The sequence below is a fragment of the Lysobacter sp. BMK333-48F3 genome, assembly GCF_019733395.1.
GTDB lineage: Bacteria > Pseudomonadota > Gammaproteobacteria > Xanthomonadales > Xanthomonadaceae > Lysobacter.
On record NZ_JAIHOO010000001.1, the window covers coordinates 3732666 to 3755691 of the forward strand.

The window sequence follows — 23026 nt, forward strand, 5'->3', positions numbered from 1 at the left end:
AACAACCCGTGCCGGACCACGCGTCCGGACCACCCCTGGGCCCGCACGGGCAGGGCGGAGAGCCATGGCGGTAGAACAACAAGCAAGCCCGGATTCCGCAGCCGCACCGCTGCGGCGTTACGCCCTGGGCGTGGAATACGACGGCGGCGAATTCTCCGGCTGGCAGCGCCTGGTGCGCCCCGGCGAGCCGGACCGGCGCGGCGAGGCCACCGTGCAGGGCACCCTGGAGACGGCGCTGTCGTTCGTCGCCGGCGGCCAGATCGACGTGGTCTGCGCCGGCCGTACCGATGCCGGGGTGCACGCGGCCTGCCAGGTGGTGCATTTCGACAGCCCGGTCGAGCGCGACCTGCGTGGCTGGGTGTTGGGCACCACCTCGCGCCTGCCGCCCTCGGTCTGCGTGCGCTGGTGCCTGCCGGTGGCGGCGGACTTCCACGCCCGTTTCTCGGCCCGGGCGCGCCGCTACCGCTACCGGATCCTCAACCGGCCGGTGCGGCCGGCGCTGCAGCGCCAGTACCTGACCTGGGAGCGGCGCCCGCTCGACGCCGACGCCATGCACCGGGCGGCCCAGGCCCTGCTGGGCGAAAACGACTTCTCGGCGTTCCGTACCGTGCACTGCCAGGCCCCGCACGCGCGGCGCGACCTGCAGTACATCGCGGTGCGGCGCGACGGCGATGTGGTGGAGGTCGAAGTCCAGGCGAACGCCTTTCTTCACCATATGGTGCGCAACATTGTCGGAAGCTTGTTGCCGGTCGGCCGCGGGGAGCAGCCGGAAGCCTGGATCGGCGAGTTGCTCGCCGGCCGCGACCGGACCGTCGCCGGGCCGACCGCGCCGTCGTCCGGCCTGCTGTTCGTCGGACCGCGCTATCCCGCCGATTGCCAGTTGCCCGCCGAGGTCACCCTTTGAGCCAGCCCCGCACCCTGTTCCGTACCCGCGTCAAATTCTGCGGTTTCACCCGCCCCGGCGACGTGCGCCTGGCCTGCGAGCTGGGTGCCGATGCGATCGGCTTCGTGTTCGCCGCCGGCAGCTCGCGCCGGGTCGCGGCCGAGGAGGCGCGGGCGATGCGCCAGGCGCTGGCGCCGCTGGTCGATGCGGTGGCCCTGTTCATGGACAACCCGGTCGAGGAGGTGCGCGAGGTCGTGCGCCAGGTCCGGCCCAGCCTGCTGCAGTTCCACGGCAACGAGGACGACGCCTTCTGCCGCGGCTTCGGCGTGCCCTACATGAAGGCGATCGCGATGGGCGGCGAACTGGCCGACCAGCACCCGGCGGCGCTGCACTCGCGCTTCCCGGGCGCGGCCGGTTTCCTGTTCGACAGCCATGCCGTCGGCGGCAGCGGCGGCAGCGGCAAGACCTTCGACTGGAAGCGCATCCCGGTCGGGGTGCAGAAGCCGTTCGTGCTGGCCGGCGGGATCACCCCGGACAACGTCTTCGAGGCGATCCTGGCGACCCTGCCCTGGGGCGTGGACGTGTCCAGCGGCATCGAGAGCGCGCCGGGGCTGAAGGACGGCGACAAGATGCGCCGCTTCGTCGAGGAAGTGCGGCGCGCCGACTGCCACGTCGACTGAAGCCCTTGCCGGATCCGCGCCGCGGCCTCAGTCCAGGTAGGCGCGGATCAGCGTGTTCAGGTGCAGCCGCTCGGCATCGCGCAGGAACGGCGCCAACAGCATCATGACCTGGACGATGCCGTCGCGGATCGCGGCGTGCTCGTCCTTGTCGCCGCGCGCGGCGGCGTAATTGAGCCAGAAGGTCGCGATCACCAGCACGTTGGTCGCGGTCGCGGCCAGCTCGTCGCCGGAGGCGCGCATCACCCCGGCCTGGGACAGGCCGCGCATGACCAGGTGCGCCTGTTCGTCGGCGCGCTTGAGGATGCGGGCGAAGCGCAGGCGCAGGCGGCGGTTGCGGCTGAGGATCTCGACCAGGTCGCGGTACAGGAAGCGGTAGTCCCAGATGCACTCGAACACCAGGTGCAGCTGCAGCCAGATGTCCTCCAGCCCGGGCAGGCGCCCCTGCGGCGCGGCGAGCGCGGCGTCCATGCGCTCCTCGAAGCGCGCGAACAGCTGCTCGATGATGTCGTCCTTGTTGCGGAAGTGGTAGTACAGGTTGCCGGGGCTGATCTCCAGCTCGTCGGCGATGTGGTTGGTGGTGACGTTCGGCTCGCCCTGCGCGTTGAACATGGTCAACGCGCTGTCGAGGATGCGCTGGCGGGTCTGTTTCGCCATCGGGCGGCCAGGGAGCGTGGGGGCGGGCGGCGCGGCGTCAGCCGCGCAGCTTCTTGACCAGGTCGACGTACTTCTTCATCGCGTCGGCCTGGGCGGTGCCCTTGAGCTTCTCCCAGGCTTCGTATTTGGCCGTGCCGACGAAGTCGAAGAAACCGGGCTTGGGGCCGCTGACGTCGCCGTCGGCGCCCTGCTTGTACAGCGCGTACAAGCGCAGCAGGGTGTCGTTGTCGGGGCGTTCGGGCAGCGACTGCACGTCTTTGGCGGCTTGTTCGAATGCGGCTTGGATATCGGACACGGCGGGCCTCTCCTGGGCACCAGGGCGAAGGGTCATCACAGCATGCGCTCCCGAGGCGGTCAATACGGAAAAGAATTGTTACCGCGCCCGGGCTCTGGCACCGTAGCGGGAAGCCGCCGGACGTGGCGGCCGATCGGCCATCCAGGAGAGGGGTATGAGCTATTTCGTCACCGGCGCGACGGGTTTCATCGGTCGCTTCCTCGTCAGCAACCTGCTGAAACGCAAGGGCACGATCCACGTGCTGGTGCGCAAGGATTCGCAGAAGAAGTTCGACGCCATCGCCAAGAAGATGGGCTGGGACCTCAAGCGTGTGATCCCGGTCGCAGGCGACATGAGCCAGGCCAAGTGCGGGCTCAGCGCGGCGCAGATCCGCGCGCTCAACGGCAAGATCAAGCATTTCTTCCACCTCGCCGCGATCTACGACCTGACCGCCAGCGTCGCCGCGCAGCGCTCGGCCAACATCGACGGCACCCAGCACGCGCTGGACCTGGGCGCCGCGCTCAACGTCGGCTGCTTCCACCACACCAGTTCGATCGCCGCCGCCGGCCTGTACCCGGGCGTGTTCCGCGAGGACATGTTCGACGAGGCCGAAGGCCTGGACGACCCGTACCTGCGCACCAAGCACGATTCCGAAGGCCTGGTCCGCGCCGAGAAGCGGATCAAGTGGCGGATCTACCGCCCCGGCATGGTGGTCGGCCACTCGCAGACCGGCGAGATGGACAAGATCGACGGCCCGTACTACTTCTTCACCTTCCTCAAGAAGCTGCGCGAGATGCTGCCGCCGTGGATGCCGATGCTCGGCGTCGAAGGCGGGCGGATCAACATCATTCCGGTCGACTACGTGGTCGACGCGATGGACCACATCGCGCACAAGCCTAAGCTCGACGGCCACTGCTTCCACCTGACCGATCCGGAGCCGCAGCGCGTCGGCGAAGTGCTCAACACCTTCGCCCGCGCCGGCCACACCCCGGAGATGACCATGCGCATCGACGCGCGCATGTTCGCCTTCGTGCCCAGCGGCATCCGCGGCGCGGTCGGCAACCTGCCGCCGGTCAAGCGCTTCATCGGCATGCTGCTGCGCGACTTCAAGATTCCCAAGGAAACCTTGAAGTTCATCACCTATCCGACCCGCTTCGACAACCGCGAGACCGAGCGCGCGCTGCGCGGCAGCGGGATCAAGGTGCCGCGCCTGGACGACTACGCCTGGCGCCTGTGGGATTACTGGGAACGCCACCTCGATCCCGACCTGTTCGTCGACCGCAGCCTCAAGGGCAAGGTGCGCAACAAGGTCGTGGTCATCACCGGCGGTTCCTCGGGCATCGGCCTGGCGACCGCGGAGAAGGTCGCCGCGGCCGGCGCGGTCACCGTCATCGTCGCCCGCGGCGAAGAGGAGCTGTTCAAGGCCCGCGACGCGATGAAGGCCGCCGGCGGCAAGGTGTTCGCCTACACCGCCGACCTGGCCGACATGGCCGACTGCGATCGCCTGATCAAGACCATCCTCGACGAGCACGGCCACGTCGACATCCTGGTCAACAACGCCGGCCGTTCGATCCGCCGCTCGATCGAACTGAGCTACGACCGCTTCCACGATTTCGAGCGCACCATGCAGCTGAACTACTTCGGCAGCCTGCGCCTGATCATGGGCTTCATGCCGAAGATGACCGAGCGCCGCAAGGGCCACATCATCAACATCAGCTCGATCGGCGTGCTGGCCAACTCGCCGCGGTTCTCGGCCTACGTGGCCTCGAAGGCGGCGCTGGACGCGTTCAGCCGCTGCGCCCAGGGCGAACTGTCGGGCAAGGGCATCAGCTTCACCACCATCAACATGCCGCTGGTGAAGACGCCGATGATCGCGCCGACCAAGATGTACGACAGCGTGCCGACCCTGACCCCGGACGAGGCCGCCGACCTGGTGGTCAAGGGCATCATCGAGAAGCCCAGCCGCATCGCCACCCGCCTGGGCATCTTCGCCAGCGTGGTCAACGCGCTGGCGCCGAAGGCCTACGAAGTGGTGATGAGCACCGCGTTCGAACTGTTCCCCGATTCGGCCGCCGCCAAGGGCGACCGCAAGGGACTCAAGGACGAACACGCCAGCAACGAGCAGATCGCCTTCGCCGCGTTGATGCGCGGCGTGCATTGGTAACGGCGTTTCGGGCGGATTGCAGGCATCGGGGCGGCCACGGCCGCCCCGATGCGTTTGCGCGAAGGATTTGCCGCACCCCGGCAACGCCGCGTAGCTGCCCCTACAAAAACGCACGGCCGCCGCGCGCCAACCCCTTGTAGGAGCGGCGTGAGCCGCGACCGCCGCAGCGGTGTACGCAAGCGTGGCATCCGCAGCCTGGACAGTCGGCTGCGAGCGGCAGAAAACCGCCCGTCGGTCCGGGCTTCGGAGAGTTCGCGTCGACCGACGCTTCGGTTGTCGCGGCTCACGCCGCTCCTACAAAAGCGCACGGCCGCCGCGTGCCAACCCCTGTAGGAGCGGCGTGAGCCGCGACCGCCGCAGCGGTGTACGCAAGCGTGGCATTCGCAGCCTGGACAGTCGGCTGCGAATGCCACGCTTGCGTACACCGCTGCGGCGGTCGCGGCTCACGCCGCTCCTACAGGGGTTGGCACGCGGCGGCCGTGCGCTTTTGTAGGAGCGGCGTGAGCCGCGACAACCGAAGCTTCGGTCGACGCGAAGTTCCCGAAGCCCGGGCCGACGTGCGGTTGCCCGACAACCGGGCGACGGCCGCCCGTTCTGCGGACGCCACGCTCACGTACACCGCTGCGGCGGTCGCGGCTCACGCCGCTCCTACAGGGGTTGGCACGCGGCGGCCGTGCGTTTTTGTAGGGGCAGCTACGCGGCGTTGCCGGGGTGCGGCAAATCCTTCGCGCAAACGCATCGGGGCGGCCGTGGCCGCCCCGATGCCTGCAATCCGCCCGAAACGCCGTTACCAATGCACGCCGCGCATCAACGCGGCGAAGGCGATCTGCTCGTTGCTGGCGTGTTCGTCCTTGAGTCCCTTGCGGTCGCCCTTGGCGGCGGCCGAATCGGGGAACAGTTCGAACGCGGTGCTCATCACCACTTCGTAGGCCTTCGGCGCCAGCGCGTTGACCACGCTGGCGCCGAAGGCCTACGAAGTGGTGATGAGCACCGCGTTCGAACTGTTCCCCGATTCGGCCGCCGCCAAGGGCGACCGCAAGGGACTCAAGGACGAACACGCCAGCAACGAGCAGATCGCCTTCGCCGCGTTGATGCGCGGCGTGCATTGGTAACGGCGTTTCGGGCGGATTGCAGGCATCGGGGCGGCCACGGCCGCCCCGATGCGTTTGCGCGAAGGATTTGCCGCACCCCGGCAACGCCGCGTAGCTGCCCCTACAAAAACGCACGGCCGCCGCGCGCCAACCCCTTGTAGGAGCGGCGTGAGCCGCGACAGCCGAAGCTTCGGTCGACGCGAACTCTCCGAAGCCCACGCCGACAGGCGGTTTTCTGCCGCTCGCAGCCGACTGTCCAGGCTGCGGACGCCACGCTCGCGTACACCGCTGCGGCGGTCGCGGCTCACGCCGCTCCTACAGGGGTTGGTACGCGGCGGCCGTGCGCTTTTGTAGGAGCGGCGCAAGCCGCGACCGCCGCAGCGGTGTACGCGAGCGTGGCGTCCGCAGCCTGGACAGTCGGCTGCGAGTGGCAGAAAACCGCCCGTCGGCGCGGGCTTCGAAGAGTTCGCGTCGACCGAAGCTTCGGCTGTCGCGGCTCGCGCCGCTCCTGCAAAAGCGCACGGCCGCCTGCTTACCAACCCCTGTAGGAGCGGCGTAAGCCGCGACAACCGAAGCGCCGATCGACGCGGAGTTCCCGAAGCCCGGGCCAACGGGCGGTTTTCTGCCAATCGCAGCCGACTGTCGGCTGCGATTGGCAGAAAACCGCCCGTTGGCCCGGGCTTCGGGAACTCCGCGTCGATCGGCGCTTCGGTTGTCGCGGCTTACGCCGCTCCTACATAAGCAGGCGGCCGGCGTGGCGCCGGCCGCCTGGTCTCAGCTCAATACGCCCGGCACTGGAAGAACCGCACCCGCGAGGCGCTGCCCGGCGGCGGTTGCAGTTGCACGCGCGAGGCGCGCAGTTCGGGATAGGCCACCAGCACGGTGCAGATCCGGTCGATGTCCTGCTGGGTGGCGTCGGTGAGGCGATAGATCAGCAGGTTCGACGGCGTCGACCACAGCGCGCGCTCGACCCCGTCGAGGGTGCCGATGCTGCGGATCACCTGGGCCCGGTCGGCCGAGGGGTTGCCGCTGGACTTGCTCGGTGTCTCCGCCTGCGCGGCGGGTCGCGGTGCCGCGGCGGCCGGTGCCGGCGCGGCGGCGTTCGCGGCCGGTGCGTTCGCGGCCGGTGCGGGCGCGGAAGGCTGGGCCGAGGCGGGCGTCGGCGCCGGTTGCGGTGCCGGTTCCGCCGAGGCCGGCTCGGCCGACGGTTCGGCGGCCGGCGTCGCCGCGCTCTCGGCCGGCGCGCTCTCGACCGCTGCGCTCGGCGCCGGTTCTTCGGCCGGAATCAGGTGCGGAGCGAGGAAACCGGCGATCAGGGCCAGCGCGATCGCGCCGCCCCAGGCGATGGCGATGGTGCGGATGCTGCGCTTCTGCGCCGCGGCGATGACGTCGTGCCGGGTGGAGGCCGGCAGCACCGGCTCGACCAGCTCCCACAGGGTCGCGCCGCTATACAGGTCCAGTCCGCCGGCGACGCGCTCGGAATTGGCGTCGAAACGGCCGGTGGTGACCAGCATGCCGCCGGCTGCGCCGTTGAAGCGCACCGCGTCGGCCAGCTCGGCCACGGTCGCCGCCGAGACCCGATAGTCGGCATCGCCGAGCTTGCACGCCAGCAGCCAGGGCTTGCCCGCACGCAGCAGGCGCAGTTCGGCCTGGGTGCCGCGGGCCAGGGATTCTTCGACCGATTCGGCTTCGAAACCGCGCTCGCGCAGCGCATCGACGATCAGGCGCGCGAATTCGCGCCAGCGCATCTTGGCCAGCACGGCGACGCCGGTCGCGACTTCAGTGCGTTGCCGGCGGTGGGTCCAAAGATAGGCGGTGGACGCCAGGCCGATCGTCAAGGCGACGGCGGCGGCGGCCCACAGGGAAAAACTCGACATGCAGCGATGGGCCCATAAAAGTCGCTGAGGATAACGGGTTTGCCATGCGGCACAGTTCGCAAAATTGCGACGCAGTTCGCGAAATCGTTGCGTCTGCCGTACCCCGTCATCCGCACAACGCGCGCAGGCGCTGTCAGTGAAGCCGCAGCGGGCCGGTGCCGGGCATAAGAAAGCCCGCCAGTCCGAAGCCGTAAGGGGAGGGGAGCATACGGAAGCGCGGACTGGCGGGCTTAAGCGACGCCTCGCGCGCGGCGCGAGGCGGTGAAACAGGAAGGATTACGGCGCGACCGGCGGCTTGGGCTTGGCGATCGACTTGCGCGGCTTCTTGGCCGCGGCGGTCTTGCCCGGCTTGGCCTCGGCGGCGGCCTTCTTGGCCGGCGCCTTGCGCGCGGCCGGGGCGCCGCCCTGACGGCGCAGCTCGCGGGTCAGGTTCTCGACCCGTTCGCTGAGCTCGTTGAGGTCGTCGCGGCCCGGCACGCCGAGCTTGACCAGGGCGCGCTGGACGCGTTCCTCGAACACCTTTTCCAGGCGGTCCCAGGTGTCGGACGCGCGTTCGCGCGCCTGGCCGACCTTGGACTCGACCGCGTCGCGCAACGCGCCGGCCTGGCCGCCGGTGAACTTGCGCGCGGTCTGCTCCAGGTTCAGGCCTTCCTTGACCAGGCCTTCGAACAGCTTGGTGCCTTCGGCCTGGGCGCGACCGAACGCGCCGACGCCGGCCAGCCAGATCTGCTGCGCCGACTCGCTGAGGGTCTTGGACAGGCGCTCGGCCTGCTCCTGTGCGCCCGGCTTATCCGCGCCGCGCTTGGCGCCGCCCTTGCCGGTGGTTTTCTTCGCGGTCTTCTTGAACTTGGCGGCCATGGACGTCCTGTAATGAGGGTGAGCGCTGTAGGTCACGATGGAGCGGCTGTCTAGAGTATTCACACCAGCCAGAAACGAGCGCGCAGGAACGAGAAACGGGTATCGGTCCGCAGCCGCGGAGCCCGTCGTTCGGTGGCGCCCGAAGCGCGGCATCGCTGCCGCTCGCTCGCCGTTTGCGCGCTCGTTGCCGTCGTTCAGACGGCTTGCTTGCGCGGCGTCCGGCGTCGCGGCCGGCGCGGTTGCCCCGCCACCATCCGCTCGGCGTCGTCCAGCGCGCGGCGCAGGCGCGCGGTGGTTTCGCTGTCGCGCTTGGGCGGGGCGATGCCGTCGAGGATCGAGCGTTCGCGGTCGGCCAGCACGTCCTCGCGCAGGCGCAGGCCGTGCGCGGCCAGCAGCGGGGCGAGGGTGTCGGCGCGCAGGCGCAGGTCGGCCAGGGTGTTGCGGTAGGCGATCTCGCAGATCCGCTGCCGGGCCGAGAAGCTGAAGGCGTTGGTGAAGAACAGTTCGCGGTCTTCGGCGTTGGGCTCGAAGATCAACTGGTCGATGTCGGGGTATTGCTGGGCGTAGCGGGCCAGGCCGACCTGCATGCGCGACTGCAGCAGGGTGCGGAAGGTCTGCGACAGCACCGCCGGCAGGCCGCCCGCGGCCAGGCTGCGGTCTTCGCTGACCACCGGCGCGCCCTGGGCGTGGTTGAACGGCACCAGCGGGTTGATCCCGATCAGCAGGTCGATGCCCTGTTCCAGCACCAGCGAGGCGTGCATGGTCCGGCGCAGGGCGCCGTCGACGAAGTGGCGGCCGCCGATCTCCACCGGCGGGTACAGGCCGGGCAGGGCGGCGCTGGCCTGCACCGCCTGCGAGATCGGCACCTGGTCCCAGCCTTCGCCGCCGAAGCGCACCGCGTCGCCGCTGTCGATGTCGACCGCGACCACGTACAGCTTGGCGTCCAGTTCGCGGAAATCGTTGCTGCGGCCGCGGCGGGTGAACACCTCGCGCAGGAAGCGCTCGACCTGGGCGTTGTCGAACAGGCCGTTGGGGATCAGCCCGCCGAAGCGGGTGATCAGGTCCGACCAGCGCGCTTCCAGCGGCGAGAACAGCAGCTCGCGCCACCATTCCGCGGCCAGGCGCGGGAAGCTGGCGGCGCGCTTGACGTATTCCAGGAACGCCGGGCGCATGAAGGTCTCGGGGCGGAACTCGACGTCGGCGCTGTCGCCGGTGACGAAGATCCGGCACATCTCGGCCGTGTCCATGCGGTTGGCCAGGCCGGCGGCGAGGAAGGCGCCGCTGCTGACCCCGACGTAGCAATCCAGCCGGGTCAGGTCGAGGCCTTCGATCGCCTCGTCCAGGGCGCGCAGCGCGCCCAGTTCGTACATGCCGCCGATGGGCCCGCCGCCGGCGATCGCCAGGCCGATTTTCGCGGTTTTCGGCGGGTGCTCGGCGGCGCCGTTCGTCTTGGCTTTGCGGCTCGCCCGGTGGCGGGCGGAGTGGAGTGAAAGCATGTGATCGGCAGCACGGCTTTGGCGGAATTCGGTCGAGTGTAGCCCAGGACGGCGGGCGCGCCAGGGGCCCCGGACGATGGTCGTAGGCGGGCGCGGCCGGCTTGCGGGACGGGCCCGCGGCCGCGATGATCCGGCGCAGATGGCCAGGACGACCGACACGAGCCGACGCATCGGCGGGCTGCTGGCCCGCCATCAGGCCCTGCACGATCCCGAGCGCGAGCCGCGCAACCGGCTGCGCTGGCTGGTCGAATTGCGGCGCTGGCAGGCGCGGCGGCTGGAAGCCAGCTTCGATCGTTTCCTGCGCGACCCGCGCCGGCGCCCGGCGGCGCAGTTCTTCCTCAGCGACGTCTACAACGACCACGATTTCAGCCGCCGCGACGCCGACATCGCCCGGGTCTTGCCGATGATGCAGAAGCTGTTGCCCGGCCCGTTGCTGGGCACGGTGGCCGATGCGATCGAACTGGGCGTGCTGACCCAGGCTTTCGACCTGCGCATGGCCCAAGGCCTGCATCGGCTGGCGCCGCGCCGCCAGCGCCTGGACCGGGCCTTGTACGCGCAGGCCTACCGGGACTGCGGCCTGCCGCGCCTGCGCGCGCACCAGATCGACCTGATCGGCGCGGTCGGCCTGGGCCTGGGGCGGGCAGTGCGCATGCCGGGCATCCGCACCCTGTTGAAACTCTCGCGCGGCCCGGCGCGCGCGGCCGGGCTGTCGGAACTGCAGGGCTTTCTCGAGCGCGGCTTCGCCGCCTTCGGCGAACTCGGCGACGTGCGCGAGTTCATCGCCGAGATCGAACAGGACGAGCGCAGCGTATCCGAGCGCCTGTTCGCCGGTCACCCGGCGCCGTGTCCTGAACCGGATTGAGCCGTCGCCGGGCAGGGCTACGCCGCTTCGGGCCGGGACCGGACCGCTTTAGCGAATCCCCAATCCCGAATCCCCGCCGTACTTACTTGAACCGTTCCTCGAGCACGCGCCGGATCTCCGACTCGATCGGGCCCTTGAGCGCGCCGAGCAGGAAGCCGAGCTGGGCGGTCACCCGCAGTTGGTTCGGCTGCAGGTCGATCTTGCCGTCGACGCCGCTGCGGGCGAAGTTGAGCGTGTCGCCGACCCAGTCGTACTCGACGTCGAAACGTTCGGCGAGCTTCTTCGCGACTTCCTCGACGGCCTTGCGGGCCTTGGCCGGAGCCAGCGAATGCGGATGGCGGATATCGATACTGGACATGATCTGGGTTCTCCCTGGAACCGCCTATTGTGCGGGCAGGGACGGGCGCATCCAAGCGCGGCCGCGCGGCGGGGTGTGCGCGGTCCGACAACCTGTTAGATTCCTGCGGTGAGCGCTCTCAAACTCCGATACCCGAATCGAGAACAGGCCGACCTGCCGCTGCGCGCCGGCGTGCACGCGATCGGCCGCGACGCCGGCGGCCGCGCGGTGCTGGTCGAGGATGCGGGCGCGGCGATCGCCCAGCTCAGCGTCGACCGCCGCGGCATCTGGCTGCAGGTGCGCGAAGGCCTGCGCGGCCTGCACGTCAACGGCCGGCCGGTGAAGCGCATGGCCATGCTGCGCGCCGGCGATGCGATCTTCCTCGACGGGGTCGAGCTGCTGCTGGTCGACGACAAGCCGGACCCGGCGCCGCCGTTCGGGGTCGAGATCCCGGCCGATTCGCGCATGGTCGTGCGCGGCGTCGGCGGCATCCATCACGGGCGTTGCTACACCCTTGACCAGCCGCGGGTGATCGGTCGCGCCGGCGACTGCGATATCCGCATCAACGAACCCGCCTTCGCCGACCGCCACGCGCGCCTGGAGGCGCACGCCGACGGCGTGGTCCTGCGCGACGTCGGCTCGGTCGACGGCAGCGTGGTCAACGGCAACCCGGTGCGCCACGCCCTACTCAAGCCCGGCGACCAGCTGCTGCTCGACGGCCAGCACCGCTTCGTGATCGAAGCGCCGACCCGCCAGCTCAGCGCCGCCGAAGCCCTGCAGGCGCAACTGGCGCAGGAGGCGGCGAGCAACGACGAGCGTCCCGCGCCGCCCTCGGCCCTGCCGTCCTCGGTGCGGCGCATGCCCTGGCTGCTGCTCGCCGCGGTGGCGATGGCCGGCCTGCTCGGCCTGCTGCTGCTGTACGGCGCGCGCTGAGTTAAGCGAAGAAGCGTACGCGAGCGTTCGGCCCGAATACCGGGCGGCACGAGGTTCTCGACCTCCGCCACACCGCGACGGCGCGAGCGACGAAACCGCCCCCCTGTAGGAGCGGCGTAAGCCGCGACAACCGAAGCGGTGTACGCGAGCGTCCGTCCCGAAGACCGGACGACTCAGAGTGTCGACCTCATAAAGTCTTCCCGAAGCATCAGGCTTCGGATGCAGCGCGTCGATCGTCGCCTCGGCTGTCGCGGCTCACGCCGCTCCTACAGGGGGCGGTTTCGCCGCCGCACATCGGCGATGCGCCGGATAAAGTCTTCCCGAAGCGTCGAGCTTCGGATGCCGCGCGTCGATCGTCGCCTCGGCTGTCACGGCTCACGCCGCTCCTGCAGGGGGGCGGTTTCGTCGCCGCGCGTCGGCGATGCGCCGGTACAGCCGCCAGCCCAGCAGCACGGCCAGGATCGTCGCGTACAGCAACGGTTCGCGGATGTCGGATTTCACCAGCCACCAGAAATGCAGCACCGCCAGCACCGCGATGGCATACACCAGCCTGTGCAACTGGCCCCAGCGCCGGCCGAGCCGGCGCATCATGCCCTGGGTCGAGGTCAGCGCCAGCGGCACCAGCAGCAGCCAGGCGGCGAAGCCGACGGTGATGTAGGGGCGCTTGGCGATTTCTTCGAAGATCTGCGCCCAGTACTGCTTCAGATCCAGAATCAGATACGCCGCCAGGTGCAGGCTGGCGTAGAAGAACGCGTACAGCCCGAGCAGGCGGCGGAAGCGCAGCAGCACCGGTTGGCCGCTGAGCTGGCGCAACGGCGTCACCGCCAGCGCGATCAGCAACAGGCGCAGCGCCCACAGGCCCAGGCGGTGCTCGATTTCGGCCACCGGGTCGGCGCCCAGGCCGCCGCGGCCGGCCAGTTCCTCGCGGATCTGCCAGGCCAGGATCGCGGCCGGGGTCAGCGCCAGCGCGTGCACCAGGGCCTTGGCCGCGATCACGCCAGGCGCCGTCCGGCGTTGGGCCGGCCGTCCGGGCCGGCGTTCCGGAGCGGGGGGCGCTGCTGCCGCCGCCGGCGCGGCCGGCAAGGATTCGTCCGCCATCTCAGAACCAGGTCCGCAGATTCATGCCCGCATACAAGCCGGCGACCTGCTCGCCGTAGCCGTTGAACAACCGGGTCGGGATGCGCTCGGCGAACAGCTTGCTGCCGGTGCCGGCGATGCGGCGCTCGGTCTTCTGGCTCCAGCGCGGGTGGTCCACGCTCGGATTGACGTTGGAGAAAAAGCCGTACTCGCTCGGCTGCAGATCGTTCCAGCTGGTCAGCGGGCGATGCTCGACGAAGGTGATGGCGACGATCGACTTGATGCTCTTGAAGCCGTATTTCCACGGCACCACCAGGCGCAAGGGCGCGCCGTTCTGCTGCGGCAGCGGCTTGCCGTACAGGCCGGTGGCGAGCAGGGTCAGCGGGTGCATGGCCTCGTCGATGCGCAGGCCCTCGCGGTAGGGCCAGTCGATCGAGGGGTAGGCCAGGCCCGGCATCTGCTTGCGGTCGGCGAGGGTGGTGAAGGCCACGTACTTGGCCTTGGAGGTCGGTTCGAAGCGCTTGAGCAGCTCGGCCAGCGGCACCCCCAACCATGGAATCACCATCGACCAGCCTTCCACGCAGCGCAGCCGGTAGACCCGCTCCTGCGGGGCCAGGCCCTTGATCAGCTCGTCCAGGCCGAACCGGCCCGGCTTGGCGCAGGCGCCGCCGACCGCGACCGTCCACGGCCGGGTGCGCAGGGTCTTGGCCGCGCTGGAGGGGTCGGACTTGTCGGTGCCGAACTCGTAGAAGTTGTTGTAGGTGGTGACGTCCTCGTAGCGGGTCAGGGTCTCGTCGGTGCGGAACCCGGCGCGGGCCTGCTCGGGACTCAGCGGCTGGGCCGCCGGCGGCGGCGGAGGCTCGGCCTCGGCGCAGCCGGACAGGCCGACCAGGGCCGGGCTCAGCGCCAGGGCGCCGAGCAGGCGGCGGCGCTCGCGGTAGACGGCCTCGTCGGTGATCTGCGAGGCGGGAATGTTCAGGGCGGCACGCAACGACATGGGGGACTCCAGGGCGGTCGGCGGGGCCGGAACGGCGAGCGGACCCGTTACCAGCATAGAGGCGCCCGAGGGGGCAAAAGTTGCGCGCGAAACGGAGGCGCACAGGGTGTTGCACTGCGGCATACTTGGGGGCCAACCCCCAGCCCACGGAGCCTCCGATGTCCCGCGCGTTCAACTTTAGTGCCGGTCCCGCGACCCTGCCCGAATCGGTCTTGCTGCAGGCGCAGTCGGAGATGCTGGAGTGGAACAACGCCGGGGCTTCGATCGTCGAGCTCAGCCACCGCGGCCCCGAATTCATCCAGGTCGCCGCCGAGGCCGAGCGCGACCTGCGCACGCTGATGTCGATCCCGGACGATTACGCGGTGCTGTTCCTGCAGGGCGGCGCGACCGCGCAGCAGGCGCTGATCGCGCTCAACTTCGCCAACCCCGGCCAGGCGGTGGACTACGTGGTCACCGGCCACTGGGGCAAGACCGCGCTCAAGCAGGTCAAGCCCTACGTCAGCGCCAACGTCGCCGCCAACGGCGAGGCCGGCGGCTTCCGCGACATCCCGGCGCGCGACAGCTGGAACCTGTCGGCCGACGCCGCCTACGTGCATTACACCGCCAACGAGACCATCCACGGCGTCGAGTTCCGCGACGTGCCGGACGTCGGCGACGTGCCGCTGATCGCCGACTTCAGCTCGTCGATCGCCGCCGAGCCGGTCGACGTGTCCAAGTTCGGGGTGATCTACGCCGGCGCGCAGAAGAATCTCGGCCCGGTCGGCGTCGCCGTGGTGATCGTCAAGCGCGAGCTGCTGGAACGCGCCGGCCAGCCGCGCGCCGACATCTTCGATTACCGCTCGCACCTGAAGGGCGAGTCGATGCTCAACACCCCGCCGACCTGGAACTGGTACCTGGCCGGCCTGGTGTTCAAGTGGATGCTGGCCGAAGGCGGCGTGGCCGAGTTCGCCAAGCGCAACGCGCGCAAGGCCGAGCTGCTGTACCGGACCATCGACAACTCCGGCGGCTTCTATCGCAACGAAGTCTCCGCCGCCGTGCGCTCGCGCATGAACGTGCCGTTCTTCCTCAAGGACGAGGCGCTCGACAAGCCGTTCCTGAAGGAAGCCGAAGCGGCCGGCCTGATCTCGCTCAAGGGCCACCGCGCCCTCGGCGGCATGCGCGCCTCGATCTATAACGCGATGCCGGAAGCGGGCGTGCAGGCGCTGGCCTCGTTTATGCAGGACTTCCAGCAGCGGCACGGCTGAGAGCCGCCGCGGCCGATGCCTTGTCGGCATCGGCCGCGGCGGCATGCGCCCGGCCAGGAAGGCCGGGCTGGCGATCCGAAGGCAAACCATCCGCCAGGCACGGCGGCGACCGCCTTCGGAAGCGATGAGACGACAATGAACGACAAGTCCCGCAAGACCAAGCAACCCGGCGCGACCCCGCCGGCCAAGGCCGGCAAGCAAGCCGCCGCCGGCGCGGCGAAGAAGAAAACCGCCGCCAAGGCCAAACCGGCCAAGACCGAGGACGCGGCGCCGCTCGCCGCCGTTCCCGACCTGGCCACCCTGCGCCAGCGCATCGACGGCATCGACCGCCATATCCAGGAACTGATCGGCGAGCGCGCCCAGTTCGCCAACCAGGTCGGCAAGGCCAAGGGCAAGCTGGCCGCGGCGGTGGATTACTACCGTCCCGAGCGCGAGGCACAGGTGTTGCGCCGGGTGGTCGACCGCAACGACGGCCCGCTCAACGACGAAGTGCTGGTGCGGCTGTTCCGCGAAATCATGTCGGCCTGCCTGGCCCAGCAGGAGCCGCTCAAGATCGGCTTCCTCGGCCCGGAAGGCACCCATTCGCAGCAGGCGGTGTACAAGCACTTCGGCCATTCGATCCACGGCCTGCCGCTGTCGAGCATCGAAGAGGTGTTCCAGGAAGTCGAAGCCGGCAACGCCGACTTCGGCGTGGTGCCGGTGGAGAACTCGACCCAGGGCACGATCCAGTCGACCCTGGACATGTTCCTGACCTCCAAGCTCAAGATCAGCGGCGAAGTCGAGCTGCGCGTGCACCAGCACCTGCTCTCGCGTAGCGGCCGGATCGAGGACATCGAACGGGTGTATTCGCATCCGCAGTCCTTCGCCCAGTGCAAGGCCTGGCTGCGCCAGTACCTGCCCAAGGCGGAGAAGATCCCGGTCGCCAGCAACGCCGAGGCCGCGCGCCGTGCGCGCAACGCCGACGACGCGGCGGCGATCGCCGGCGTCGCCGCCGCCACCGTGTACGGGCTGCGCAGCGTGGCCGGTCCGATCGAGGATCGGCCGGACAATACGACGCGCTTCCTGGTCATCGGCCGCGAGCTGTTCTCGCCGTCGGGCAACGACCGCACCTCGCTGCTGATCTTCATCAAGGACCAGCCCGGCGCGCTGTACAACGTGTTGTCGCCGTTCGCCAAGCGCGGCCTGAGCATGAACCGGATCGAGTCGCGCCCGGGCCACACCGGCCGCTGGCAGTACGCGTTCTTCGTCGACATCGGCGGCCACGTGCAGGAAGACGCGATGCGCGAGGCGCTGGAGGAACTGCAGGACCTGGCCCACGAGGTCAAGGTGCTCGGCTCCTACCCGGTGGCGATCGCATGAGCCAGCCGGCCGCGCAATCGGCGCCCGCTGCGGCGCCGGCCTCCGACCAAGCCCGCTTCGATGAGGCCCGCTTCGACGAGGCTTGGTTCGCCGCGCGCGCCCAGCCGGGCGTGCAGCGGCTCAAGGCCTACGACCCCGGCCACGACCTGGTCGCGCTGCGCCGCCGCTACGGCGAGGCCAACCTGGTCGAACTGGGCTCGAACGAGAACCCCTACGGCCCGTCGCCGGCCGCGCGCGAGGCGATCCTGGAGTCGCTGCACGCGCTGCACCGTTACCCCGATCCGCTCGGCGGCGACCTCAAGCGCGCGCTGGCGCGCAAGCACGGCGTCGACGTCGCCCAGATCCTGCTCGGCAACGGCTCGCACGAACTGCTGATGCAGCTCGGCCAGGTGTTCGCCGGCGCAGGCGACGAGGTGGTGTTCTCGCGCTACGGCTTCGCCGTGTTCGCGCTGTCGACCCAGGCGGCCGGCGCGCGCATGAAGATCGTCGAAGCCTTGCCGCGCGAGGCGGCGATGCCCTGCGGTCACGACCTCGACGCCATCGCCGCGGCGGTCGGCGCGGACACCAAGCTGGTGTACGTGGCCAATCCGAACAATCCCACCGGCACCTGGTTCGGCCGCGACGCGCTGGTCGCGTTCCTGGACAAGATCCCGCCGCAGGTCATCGTGGTGATGGACGAGGCTTACGCCGAGATGGCCGAGGCGCCGGACTACGCCAGCGCGCTGAGCGTGCTGGAGCGCTATCCCAATGTCGCCGTCACCCGCACCTTCAGCAAGGCCTATGGCCTGGCCGGCCTGCGGGTGGGCTATCTGATCGCCCGGCCCGGGCTGATCGCGGTCATGGACCGCCTGCGCGAAAGCTTCAACGTCAACGGCCCGGCGCTGGCCGCCTGCGAGGCCGCGCTCGGCGACGAAGAGCACCTGCGCTGGGCCTGCGCGCGCAACGCCGAGCAGCGCGAAGCGCTGAGCGCGGCCTTGAACGCGCGCGGCCTGCGCGCGTTCCCGTCGCAGACCAATTTCGTCCTCGCCGAATTCGGCGCGCGCACGCCGCAGGTCGAGGCGGCCCTGGTCGAACGCGGGGTGATCCTGCGGCCGATGGGCGGCTATGGCCTGGCCGACTGCATCCGCATCAGCGTCGGTTCGGCCGACGAGAACCGGCGCCTGCTGGCCGCGCTCGACGAGGTGCTGGCATGAGCGCCGCCGCCGAACTGCAGCAGGCCTGGACCGCCGTCGCCGGCGCGCCGCTGCGCGGCCGCCTGCGCGTGCCCGGCGACAAGTCGGTCTCGCACCGGGCGATCATGCTCGGCGCCCTGGCCGACGGCGTCACCCGGATCACCGGCTTCCTCGAAGGCGAGGACACCCGCGCTACCGCGCGCGTGTTCGAGCGCCTGGGCGTGCGCATCGAAACCCCCAGCGCCAGCGAGCGCATCGTCCACGGCGCCGGCCTGCGCGGCCTGCGCGGCAGCGACGCGGCGCTGGACTGCGGCAACGCCGGCACCGGCATGCGCCTGCTCGCCGGCGTGCTGGCCGGGCAGGGCTTCGACAGCGTGCTGATCGGCGACGCGTCGCTGTCCAAGCGGCCGATGCGGCGGGTGACCGAGCCGCTTGCGGCGATGGGCGCGCGCATCGACACCCAGGACGGCGGCCTGCCGCCGCTGCGCATCCACGGCGGCCGCGCGCTGCAGGGCATCGAATACACCTTGCCGGTGGCCAGCGCGCAGGTGAAATCGGCGCTGCTGCTGGCCGGCCTGTACGGGCAGGGCGAGACCGTGGTCCACGAACCGCACCCGACCCGCGACTACACCGAGCGCATGCTCGCCGCGTTCGGCTGGCCGATCGAGTTCGCGCCCGGCTACGCGCGGCTGAGCGGCGGCCACGCGCTGCGCGCCACCGACGTCGCGGTGCCGGCCGATTTCTCCTCGGCCGCGTTCTTCCTGGTCGCCGCCAGCGTGGTCCCGGGCTCGGACCTGGTGCTGGAAGCGGTCGGCATGAACCCGCGCCGCACCGGCCTGCTGGCCGCGCTGCGTCTGATGGGCGCCGATATCGCCGAACAGAACCCGCGCAGCGAAGGCGGCGAACCGGTCGCCGACCTGCGCGTGCGCCATGCGCCGTTGCGCGGGGTCGCGGTGCCGGAAGCGCTGGTGCCGGACATGATCGACGAGTTCCCGGCGCTGTTCGTCGCTGCCGCGCTGGCCCAAGGCCGCACTGTGGTCAGCGGCGCCGCCGAACTGCGGGTCAAGGAATCCGACCGCATCGCCAGCATGGCCGCCGGCCTGCGCGCGCTGGGCGCGCGCATCGAAGAAACCCCGGACGGCGCGATCATCGACGGCGGCGCGCTGCACGGCGGCGAGATCGACAGCCACGGCGACCACCGCATCGCGATGAGCTTCGCGGTCGCCGCGCAATGCGCCAGCGCTCCGGTGCGGATCGGCGACGTCGCCAACGTCGCCACCTCGTTCCCGGACTTCGAAGCGCTGGCGGCGCAAGCCGGCATGCGGGTGGACGCGGCGTAACCAAACAGGGACGGAGGGGGTTAAGCGCGCTTAACCCCCTCCGTCCCCTTCGCAGCGGCGCCCTGCGCAGACTACCGAAGCCGGCGTCGCCAACCGAGCGCGCCGGGAAATTCGCCCCCTTTGCAAAAGGGGGCAGGCGCCTGCGCCGGAAACGATCGAGCGCGCGGCCAGCTTGCGCCGGGGGATTACGCTCAGGTCGCGACCATCTCCCCAAAAACAAAACGGCGGCCCCAGGCCGCCGTTTTCGCATCCGCAACTCCCGAACGCCTCACTGCCGCGGCCGAAACTCCACCGGCTGCTCGACCACCGAGGCCACTTCCAGGCCGTCGCGGGTCGCCGGACGGAAACGCCAGTCGCGCACCGCCATCAGCGCGGCGCGGTCGAGTTCGCGCGAGCCGCTGCGCCGCGCCAGGCCGATCTCGCCCGGCACGCCGTCGGCGCCGACTTCGACCCGCACCACCACCGTGCCGCCTTCGCCGCGGCGCAGGGCGGTCGGCGGGTAGCCCGGCTCGGGGCTGCGGTCGAACAGCGGCCGGGCGGCGGTGACCACCGCCAGGGCCGGCAGGGCGGCGCTGGCCGCGGCGCTGTGCGCCGGCGACATCGGCCCGACCCGGCGCACGGCCAGGCGCGCCGGCGCGCCGGCTTCGTCCGCCGGCGCGGTCTCGCCCGGGCGGTCGATCGGCGGCAGCACCACCAAGGGCATTGCCGGCGCCGGCGGGCGCGCCACCGGCCGCTTGCCGTAGTAGTACCAGCCCATGAAAGCGCTGCCGAGCAGGATCAGCAGCAGCCACAGGCCGGTGCTGGAAGAGGCGTAGGCCGCCGGGGCATCGGCGCCGTCGCGGTCGGAGCCGAGGGCGGAGGCCGTCGGCTCGAAAGAATGGGTTGCGGTCATGAACGGGTCCCTTGCGCGCGTTCCCCGGGGGCGGGACCGCCGGCCGAGCTTCCCGGCGCGCAGGTTAGCCAGGGGTGAACGGCGCGTAAGCGCGGCGCGAACCTGCGACGCAGTTGGCGCTTACTGGTTGGCGTTGAAGGTGATCGGCACGATCACCGTATCGGCGACCGGGCGGCCGCCGCGGGTGGCCGGGCGGAACCGCCATTGCCGCACCGCGGCCAGCGCGGCGCGGTCGAGCAGCCGCGAGCCGCTGCCTTCGGCCACTTCCACATTGCCGACCTCGCCCGACTCGGTCACCTCGACCCGGATCCGCACCGTGCCGGTTTCGCCGCGGCGCAGCGCCTGGGCCGGGTACTGCGGGGCGCGGTTGCCGGGTAGGGCGGACGCGGCGGTACGGGCGCCGGCCGGGGCGGCCGGTGCGCTCGGCGGCGCGGCCGGCGCGCTCTGCGGCGGCGCTGGCGGGTTGGGGTTCTCGACCAGTTGCGGCCGTTCCTGCTCCTCGCCGGGCACCGCCGCCGGCAAGGGCTGCGGGGTCGCCGGGGCGGCGCCGTCGCCGCCGGCCGGGGCCGGCACCGGCAGCGGCGCGTAGAACGGCGCATCGCTGGTCGGCGCGGCCTGGTTGGCGCGGTAGAAGTCGTCGCTGCGGTTGCGGTCGCCCGACCAGATCCAGGCGAACAGGCCCAGGCCGGCCGCGAATGCCGCCAGGATCAGCCACCAGGACTTGCCGGTGGGGCGCCAGGCGGCGAAATCGAAAGCGCGAGGCGACGGAGCGGGGGACTGGGTCGACATGGGCGGTCCGGTGATTCGATTGGCACATTCTGCTACGAAATGCCGGTTCGCGCCGGCCGCCGCGGCCCGTCGGCCCGGCCCGGCCTGCCGCGAATTCGCGAAAAACCGCCGACGACGCGATAATCTGCGGTTCTCTTCGCCACCTGAATCCGGCTCCGTCATGCTCGATCCGACCCTGCTGCGCCAACAGCCCGCCGACCTCGCCGAACGCCTGCGCGCCGCGCGCGGCTACGACCTCGACCCGGCCGCGCTGGAATCGCTGGAAAGCGAGCGCAAGCAGATCCAGGTCCGCACCCAGGAACTGCAGAACCTGCGCAACACCAAGTCCAAGCTGATCGGCCAGCTCAAGGCCAAGGGCGAGGACGTGGGCCCGGTGATGGCCGAAGTCGCCGGCTTCGGCGACGAGCTCAAGGCCAGCGAAACCCGCCTGGAAGCGATCAAGGCCGAGATCGAAGCCATCGCCTTAGGGCTCCCCAACCTGCCGCACGCCTCGGTGCCGGCCGGCAAGGACGAGAACGACAACGTCGAACAGCACCGCTGGGGCACCCCGCGCGCGTTCGACTTCGAGGTCAAGGACCACGTCGAGCTCGGCGCCCGCAACGGCTGGCTCGACGGCGACACCGCCGCCAAGCTGTCCGGCGCGCGCTTCACCGTGCTGCGCGGCGGCCTGGCCCGGCTGCATCGCGCCCTGGCCCAGTTCATGCTCGACCTGCACGTCGGCGAGCACGGCTACGAAGAAACCAGCGTGCCCTTGCTGGTCAACGCCGATTCGATGCGCGGCACCGGCCAGTTGCCGAAGTTCGAGGACGACCTGTTCGCGACCGTGGTCGGCGAGGGCGAGGCGGCCAGCAAACGCTATCTGATCCCGACCTCGGAAGTGCCGCTGACCAACATCGTCCGCGACGAGATTCTCGAAGACGCCGCGCTGCCGCTGCGGATGAGCGCGCATTCGATGTGTTTCCGCGCCGAGGCCGGCAGCCACGGCCGCGACACCCGCGGCATGATCCGCCAGCATCAGTTCGAGAAGGTCGAGCTGGTCAGCATCGTCCGCCCGGAAGAAAGCTACGACGAGCACGAGCGCATGACCCGCTGCGCCGAAGTGGTGCTGGAAAAGCTCGGCCTGCCGTACCGGCGCATGCTGCTGTGCACCGGCGACATGGGCTTCGCCGCGACCAAGACCTACGACCTGGAAGTCTGGCTGCCGAGCCAGAACACCTACCGCGAGATCTCCTCCTGCTCCAACTGCGAGGCCTTCCAGGCCCGACGCATGCAGGCGCGCTGGCGCAACCCGGCCACCGGCAAGCCGGAACTGGCGCACACCCTCAACGGCTCCGGCGTCGCGGTCGGCCGGGCGATGATCGCGGTGATGGAGAACTACCAGAACGCCGACGGCAGCATCACCGTGCCCGAAGCGCTGCGCCCGTACATGGGCGGAGTCGAGACGCTGGCCTGAGCCGAGGCCGAGGCTGCGGCCGGCCGGTTCGAAGCGGAGTTTCGGACCCTGGGGGCCGATTCGCTTCGGCCCGACGGCAGGCGCCTCGGGCTTTCGCCTTCGGGCTAGTCGCGCCGGCGCCGCGTGGCGCCGGCCATGGACCTCATCGCCGGAGCGATCCGGCGCTACGAAAGGAATCGTAATGAACGCCGCTTTCGACATGTTCGCGCAGTTGCTTACCGTCGTGATGATGGCCGCTCCGGCCCCGGTCGGCTTTTTCGCCCTGCAGTTCGCCGTATTGCTGGTCAGCAATCGCAAGCGCAAGGCGCCGCTGGCGATCGCCGGCCTGATGTGGCGCGCCGCCGCCGGCGTGCTGTTCGGCAGCTTGGTCGGCTTCGCCGCCTTGTGGGCGACCATGGTCGTGCCGTCCTGGGTGACCGGCGACTACGAAGGCCTGCCCTGGCTGATGATGTTCTTCGCCTTTCCGGTCGGCGGCGTGGTCGCGCTGCTGGCCAGCTATTTCTTCGCCCGTTGGCTGTTGCGGCGCACGCCCGACGGCGCGGCGGCGCAGCCGGTCGCTGCGCGCGCTTGAGTCTCGCCCGCGGCGTCGCCCGG

23 protein-coding genes are annotated in these 23026 nt (G+C 70.5%); 12 read left to right on the forward strand and 11 right to left on the reverse strand.

What is annotated here, in order from left to right; translation table 11 throughout:
• The first annotated feature begins 64 nt into the window (after positions 1-64).
• Both truA and K4L06_RS16145 read left to right on the forward strand, forming a co-directional pair.
• On the forward strand, positions 65-904 hold the full coding sequence (gene truA, locus K4L06_RS16140) for a tRNA pseudouridine(38-40) synthase TruA (protein ID WP_221672370.1): 840 nt from the start codon (positions 65-67) through the stop codon (positions 902-904).
• Positions 901-1563, forward strand: coding sequence for a phosphoribosylanthranilate isomerase (locus tag K4L06_RS16145; protein ID WP_221672371.1), 663 nt, complete (start codon positions 901-903; stop codon positions 1561-1563). The genes truA and K4L06_RS16145 overlap by 4 nt, the downstream gene beginning before the upstream one ends.
• A 27-nt stretch (positions 1564-1590) precedes the next feature.
• Here K4L06_RS16145 and K4L06_RS16150 read toward each other — a convergent pair whose 3' ends face one another.
• Positions 1591-2217 carry a TetR/AcrR family transcriptional regulator gene (locus K4L06_RS16150; protein ID WP_221672372.1) on the reverse strand — a complete coding sequence of 209 codons (627 nt, stop codon included), beginning with the start codon at positions 2215-2217 and terminating at the stop codon, positions 1591-1593.
• 37 nt (positions 2218-2254) lie between these two features.
• Positions 2255-2512, reverse strand: a complete 258-nt coding sequence (locus tag K4L06_RS16155; RefSeq protein ID WP_064748188.1) for an acyl-CoA-binding protein — start codon at positions 2510-2512, stop codon at positions 2255-2257.
• Between the two features lie 154 nt (positions 2513-2666).
• Here K4L06_RS16155 and K4L06_RS16160 point away from each other — a divergent pair, with 154 nt between their 5' ends.
• Complete coding sequence (locus K4L06_RS16160) at positions 2667-4655, forward strand: SDR family oxidoreductase (RefSeq protein ID WP_221672373.1); 1989 nt, start codon at positions 2667-2669, stop codon at positions 4653-4655.
• A 787-nt stretch (positions 4656-5442) separates the two neighbouring features.
• Here K4L06_RS16160 and K4L06_RS16165 read toward each other — a convergent pair.
• On the reverse strand, positions 5443-5610 hold the full coding sequence (locus K4L06_RS16165; protein ID WP_221672374.1) for a hypothetical protein: 168 nt from the start codon (positions 5608-5610) through the stop codon (positions 5443-5445).
• Here K4L06_RS16165 and K4L06_RS16170 point away from each other — a divergent pair.
• Positions 5603-5767, forward strand: a complete 165-nt coding sequence (locus K4L06_RS16170; RefSeq protein ID WP_221672375.1) for a hypothetical protein — start codon at positions 5603-5605, stop codon at positions 5765-5767. The genes K4L06_RS16165 and K4L06_RS16170 overlap by 8 nt on opposite strands.
• Positions 5768-6525: 758 nt before the next feature.
• On the opposite strand, the gene K4L06_RS16175 is transcribed toward K4L06_RS16170, so the two are convergent.
• The 3 genes from K4L06_RS16175 to K4L06_RS16185 form a co-directional block, all read right to left on the reverse strand.
• Entirely contained in the window at positions 6526-7623 is a 1098-nt protein-coding gene (locus K4L06_RS16175; RefSeq protein ID WP_221672376.1) for a restriction endonuclease, read from the reverse strand.
• A 276-nt stretch (positions 7624-7899) separates the two neighbouring features.
• A complete protein-coding gene (locus K4L06_RS16180) occupies positions 7900-8481 on the reverse strand; it encodes a phasin family protein (RefSeq protein ID WP_221672377.1) in 582 nt (193 codons plus the stop codon).
• A 194-nt stretch (positions 8482-8675) separates the two neighbouring features.
• Positions 8676-9977, reverse strand: coding sequence for a patatin-like phospholipase family protein (locus tag K4L06_RS16185; RefSeq protein WP_221672378.1), 1302 nt, complete (start codon positions 9975-9977; stop codon positions 8676-8678).
• 139 nt (positions 9978-10116) lie between these two features.
• Between K4L06_RS16185 and K4L06_RS16190 the strand changes: the two genes are divergently transcribed.
• Complete coding sequence (locus tag K4L06_RS16190; protein ID WP_221672379.1) at positions 10117-10839, forward strand: hypothetical protein; 723 nt, start codon at positions 10117-10119, stop codon at positions 10837-10839.
• Positions 10840-10921: 82 nt separating this feature from the next.
• Here K4L06_RS16190 and K4L06_RS16195 read toward each other — a convergent pair whose 3' ends face one another.
• Positions 10922-11197, reverse strand: a complete 276-nt coding sequence (locus K4L06_RS16195; protein WP_221672380.1) for a polyhydroxyalkanoic acid system family protein — start codon at positions 11195-11197, stop codon at positions 10922-10924.
• Positions 11198-11305: 108 nt separating this feature from the next.
• Between K4L06_RS16195 and K4L06_RS16200 the strand changes: the two genes are divergently transcribed.
• Positions 11306-12109, forward strand: coding sequence for an FHA domain-containing protein (locus tag K4L06_RS16200; RefSeq protein WP_221672381.1), 804 nt, complete (start codon positions 11306-11308; stop codon positions 12107-12109).
• Positions 12110-12484: 375 nt separating this feature from the next.
• Here K4L06_RS16200 and msrQ read toward each other — a convergent pair whose 3' ends face one another.
• Positions 12485-13105: a protein-methionine-sulfoxide reductase heme-binding subunit MsrQ gene (gene msrQ, locus K4L06_RS16205; protein WP_343225774.1), complete on the reverse strand. Its 621-nt coding sequence runs from the start codon at positions 13103-13105 to the stop codon at positions 12485-12487.
• A gap of 103 nt (positions 13106-13208) precedes the next feature.
• Entirely contained in the window at positions 13209-14183 is a 975-nt protein-coding gene (msrP, locus tag K4L06_RS16210) for a protein-methionine-sulfoxide reductase catalytic subunit MsrP (protein WP_221672383.1), read from the reverse strand.
• 158 nt (positions 14184-14341) lie between these two features.
• Here msrP and serC point away from each other — a divergent pair, with 158 nt between their 5' ends.
• The 4 genes from serC (at position 14342) to aroA (ending at position 19298) form a co-directional block, all read left to right on the forward strand.
• Positions 14342-15427: a 3-phosphoserine/phosphohydroxythreonine transaminase gene (serC, locus tag K4L06_RS16215; RefSeq protein ID WP_221672384.1), complete on the forward strand. Its 1086-nt coding sequence runs from the start codon at positions 14342-14344 to the stop codon at positions 15425-15427.
• Between the two features lie 135 nt (positions 15428-15562).
• The gene (gene pheA, locus K4L06_RS16220; protein WP_221672385.1) at positions 15563-16786 is read left to right on the forward strand and encodes a prephenate dehydratase; all 1224 of its coding nucleotides are present in this window, start codon (positions 15563-15565) and stop codon (positions 16784-16786) included.
• Complete coding sequence (hisC, locus tag K4L06_RS16225; protein WP_221672386.1) at positions 16783-17979, forward strand: histidinol-phosphate transaminase; 1197 nt, start codon at positions 16783-16785, stop codon at positions 17977-17979. The genes pheA and hisC overlap by 4 nt, the downstream gene beginning before the upstream one ends.
• Positions 17976-19298: a 3-phosphoshikimate 1-carboxyvinyltransferase gene (gene aroA, locus K4L06_RS16230; RefSeq protein WP_221672387.1), complete on the forward strand. Its 1323-nt coding sequence runs from the start codon at positions 17976-17978 to the stop codon at positions 19296-19298. The genes hisC and aroA overlap by 4 nt, the downstream gene beginning before the upstream one ends.
• Before the next feature lie 268 nt (positions 19299-19566).
• Here aroA and K4L06_RS16235 read toward each other — a convergent pair whose 3' ends face one another.
• Together K4L06_RS16235 and K4L06_RS16240 are read right to left on the reverse strand one after the other, a co-directional pair.
• The gene (locus K4L06_RS16235) at positions 19567-20190 is read right to left on the reverse strand and encodes an energy transducer TonB (RefSeq protein WP_221672388.1); all 624 of its coding nucleotides are present in this window, start codon (positions 20188-20190) and stop codon (positions 19567-19569) included.
• Positions 20191-20310: 120 nt separating this feature from the next.
• Positions 20311-20979, reverse strand: coding sequence for an energy transducer TonB (locus tag K4L06_RS16240; RefSeq protein ID WP_221672389.1), 669 nt, complete (start codon positions 20977-20979; stop codon positions 20311-20313).
• Positions 20980-21139: 160 nt separating this feature from the next.
• Here K4L06_RS16240 and serS point away from each other — a divergent pair, with 160 nt between their 5' ends.
• Positions 21140-22432, forward strand: a complete 1293-nt coding sequence (gene serS / locus K4L06_RS16245; protein WP_221672390.1) for a serine--tRNA ligase — start codon at positions 21140-21142, stop codon at positions 22430-22432.
• Between the two features lie 181 nt (positions 22433-22613).
• Positions 22614-23003: a hypothetical protein gene (locus tag K4L06_RS16250; protein WP_221672391.1), complete on the forward strand. Its 390-nt coding sequence runs from the start codon at positions 22614-22616 to the stop codon at positions 23001-23003.
• Positions 23004-23026: the final 23 nt, after the last annotated feature.

Coding starts and splice junctions, on each gene's coding strand:
- K4L06_RS16175 (WP_221672376.1), bottom strand. CDS start 7,623: ATGTCGAGTTTTTCCCTGTGGGCCGCCGCCGCCGTCGCCTTGACGATC.
- K4L06_RS16185 (WP_221672378.1), bottom strand. CDS start 9,977: ATGCTTTCACTCCACTCCGCCCGCCACCGGGCGAGCCGCAAAGCCAAG.
- K4L06_RS16180 (WP_221672377.1), bottom strand. CDS start 8,481: ATGGCCGCCAAGTTCAAGAAGACCGCGAAGAAAACCACCGGCAAGGGC.
- serC (WP_221672384.1), top strand. CDS start 14,342: ATGTCCCGCGCGTTCAACTTTAGTGCCGGTCCCGCGACCCTGCCCGAA.
- K4L06_RS16190 (WP_221672379.1), top strand. CDS start 10,117: ATGGCCAGGACGACCGACACGAGCCGACGCATCGGCGGGCTGCTGGCC.
- K4L06_RS16250 (WP_221672391.1), top strand. CDS start 22,614: ATGAACGCCGCTTTCGACATGTTCGCGCAGTTGCTTACCGTCGTGATG.
- K4L06_RS16240 (WP_221672389.1), bottom strand. CDS start 20,979: ATGTCGACCCAGTCCCCCGCTCCGTCGCCTCGCGCTTTCGATTTCGCC.
- K4L06_RS16160 (WP_221672373.1), top strand. CDS start 2,667: ATGAGCTATTTCGTCACCGGCGCGACGGGTTTCATCGGTCGCTTCCTC.
- msrP (WP_221672383.1), bottom strand. CDS start 14,183: ATGTCGTTGCGTGCCGCCCTGAACATTCCCGCCTCGCAGATCACCGAC.
- K4L06_RS16235 (WP_221672388.1), bottom strand. CDS start 20,190: ATGACCGCAACCCATTCTTTCGAGCCGACGGCCTCCGCCCTCGGCTCC.
- K4L06_RS16195 (WP_221672380.1), bottom strand. CDS start 11,197: ATGTCCAGTATCGATATCCGCCATCCGCATTCGCTGGCTCCGGCCAAG.
- pheA (WP_221672385.1), top strand. CDS start 15,563: ATGAACGACAAGTCCCGCAAGACCAAGCAACCCGGCGCGACCCCGCCG.
- K4L06_RS16150 (WP_221672372.1), bottom strand. CDS start 2,217: ATGGCGAAACAGACCCGCCAGCGCATCCTCGACAGCGCGTTGACCATG.
- aroA (WP_221672387.1), top strand. CDS start 17,976: ATGAGCGCCGCCGCCGAACTGCAGCAGGCCTGGACCGCCGTCGCCGGC.
- serS (WP_221672390.1), top strand. CDS start 21,140: ATGCTCGATCCGACCCTGCTGCGCCAACAGCCCGCCGACCTCGCCGAA.
- hisC (WP_221672386.1), top strand. CDS start 16,783: ATGAGCCAGCCGGCCGCGCAATCGGCGCCCGCTGCGGCGCCGGCCTCC.
- truA (WP_221672370.1), top strand. CDS start 65: ATGGCGGTAGAACAACAAGCAAGCCCGGATTCCGCAGCCGCACCGCTG.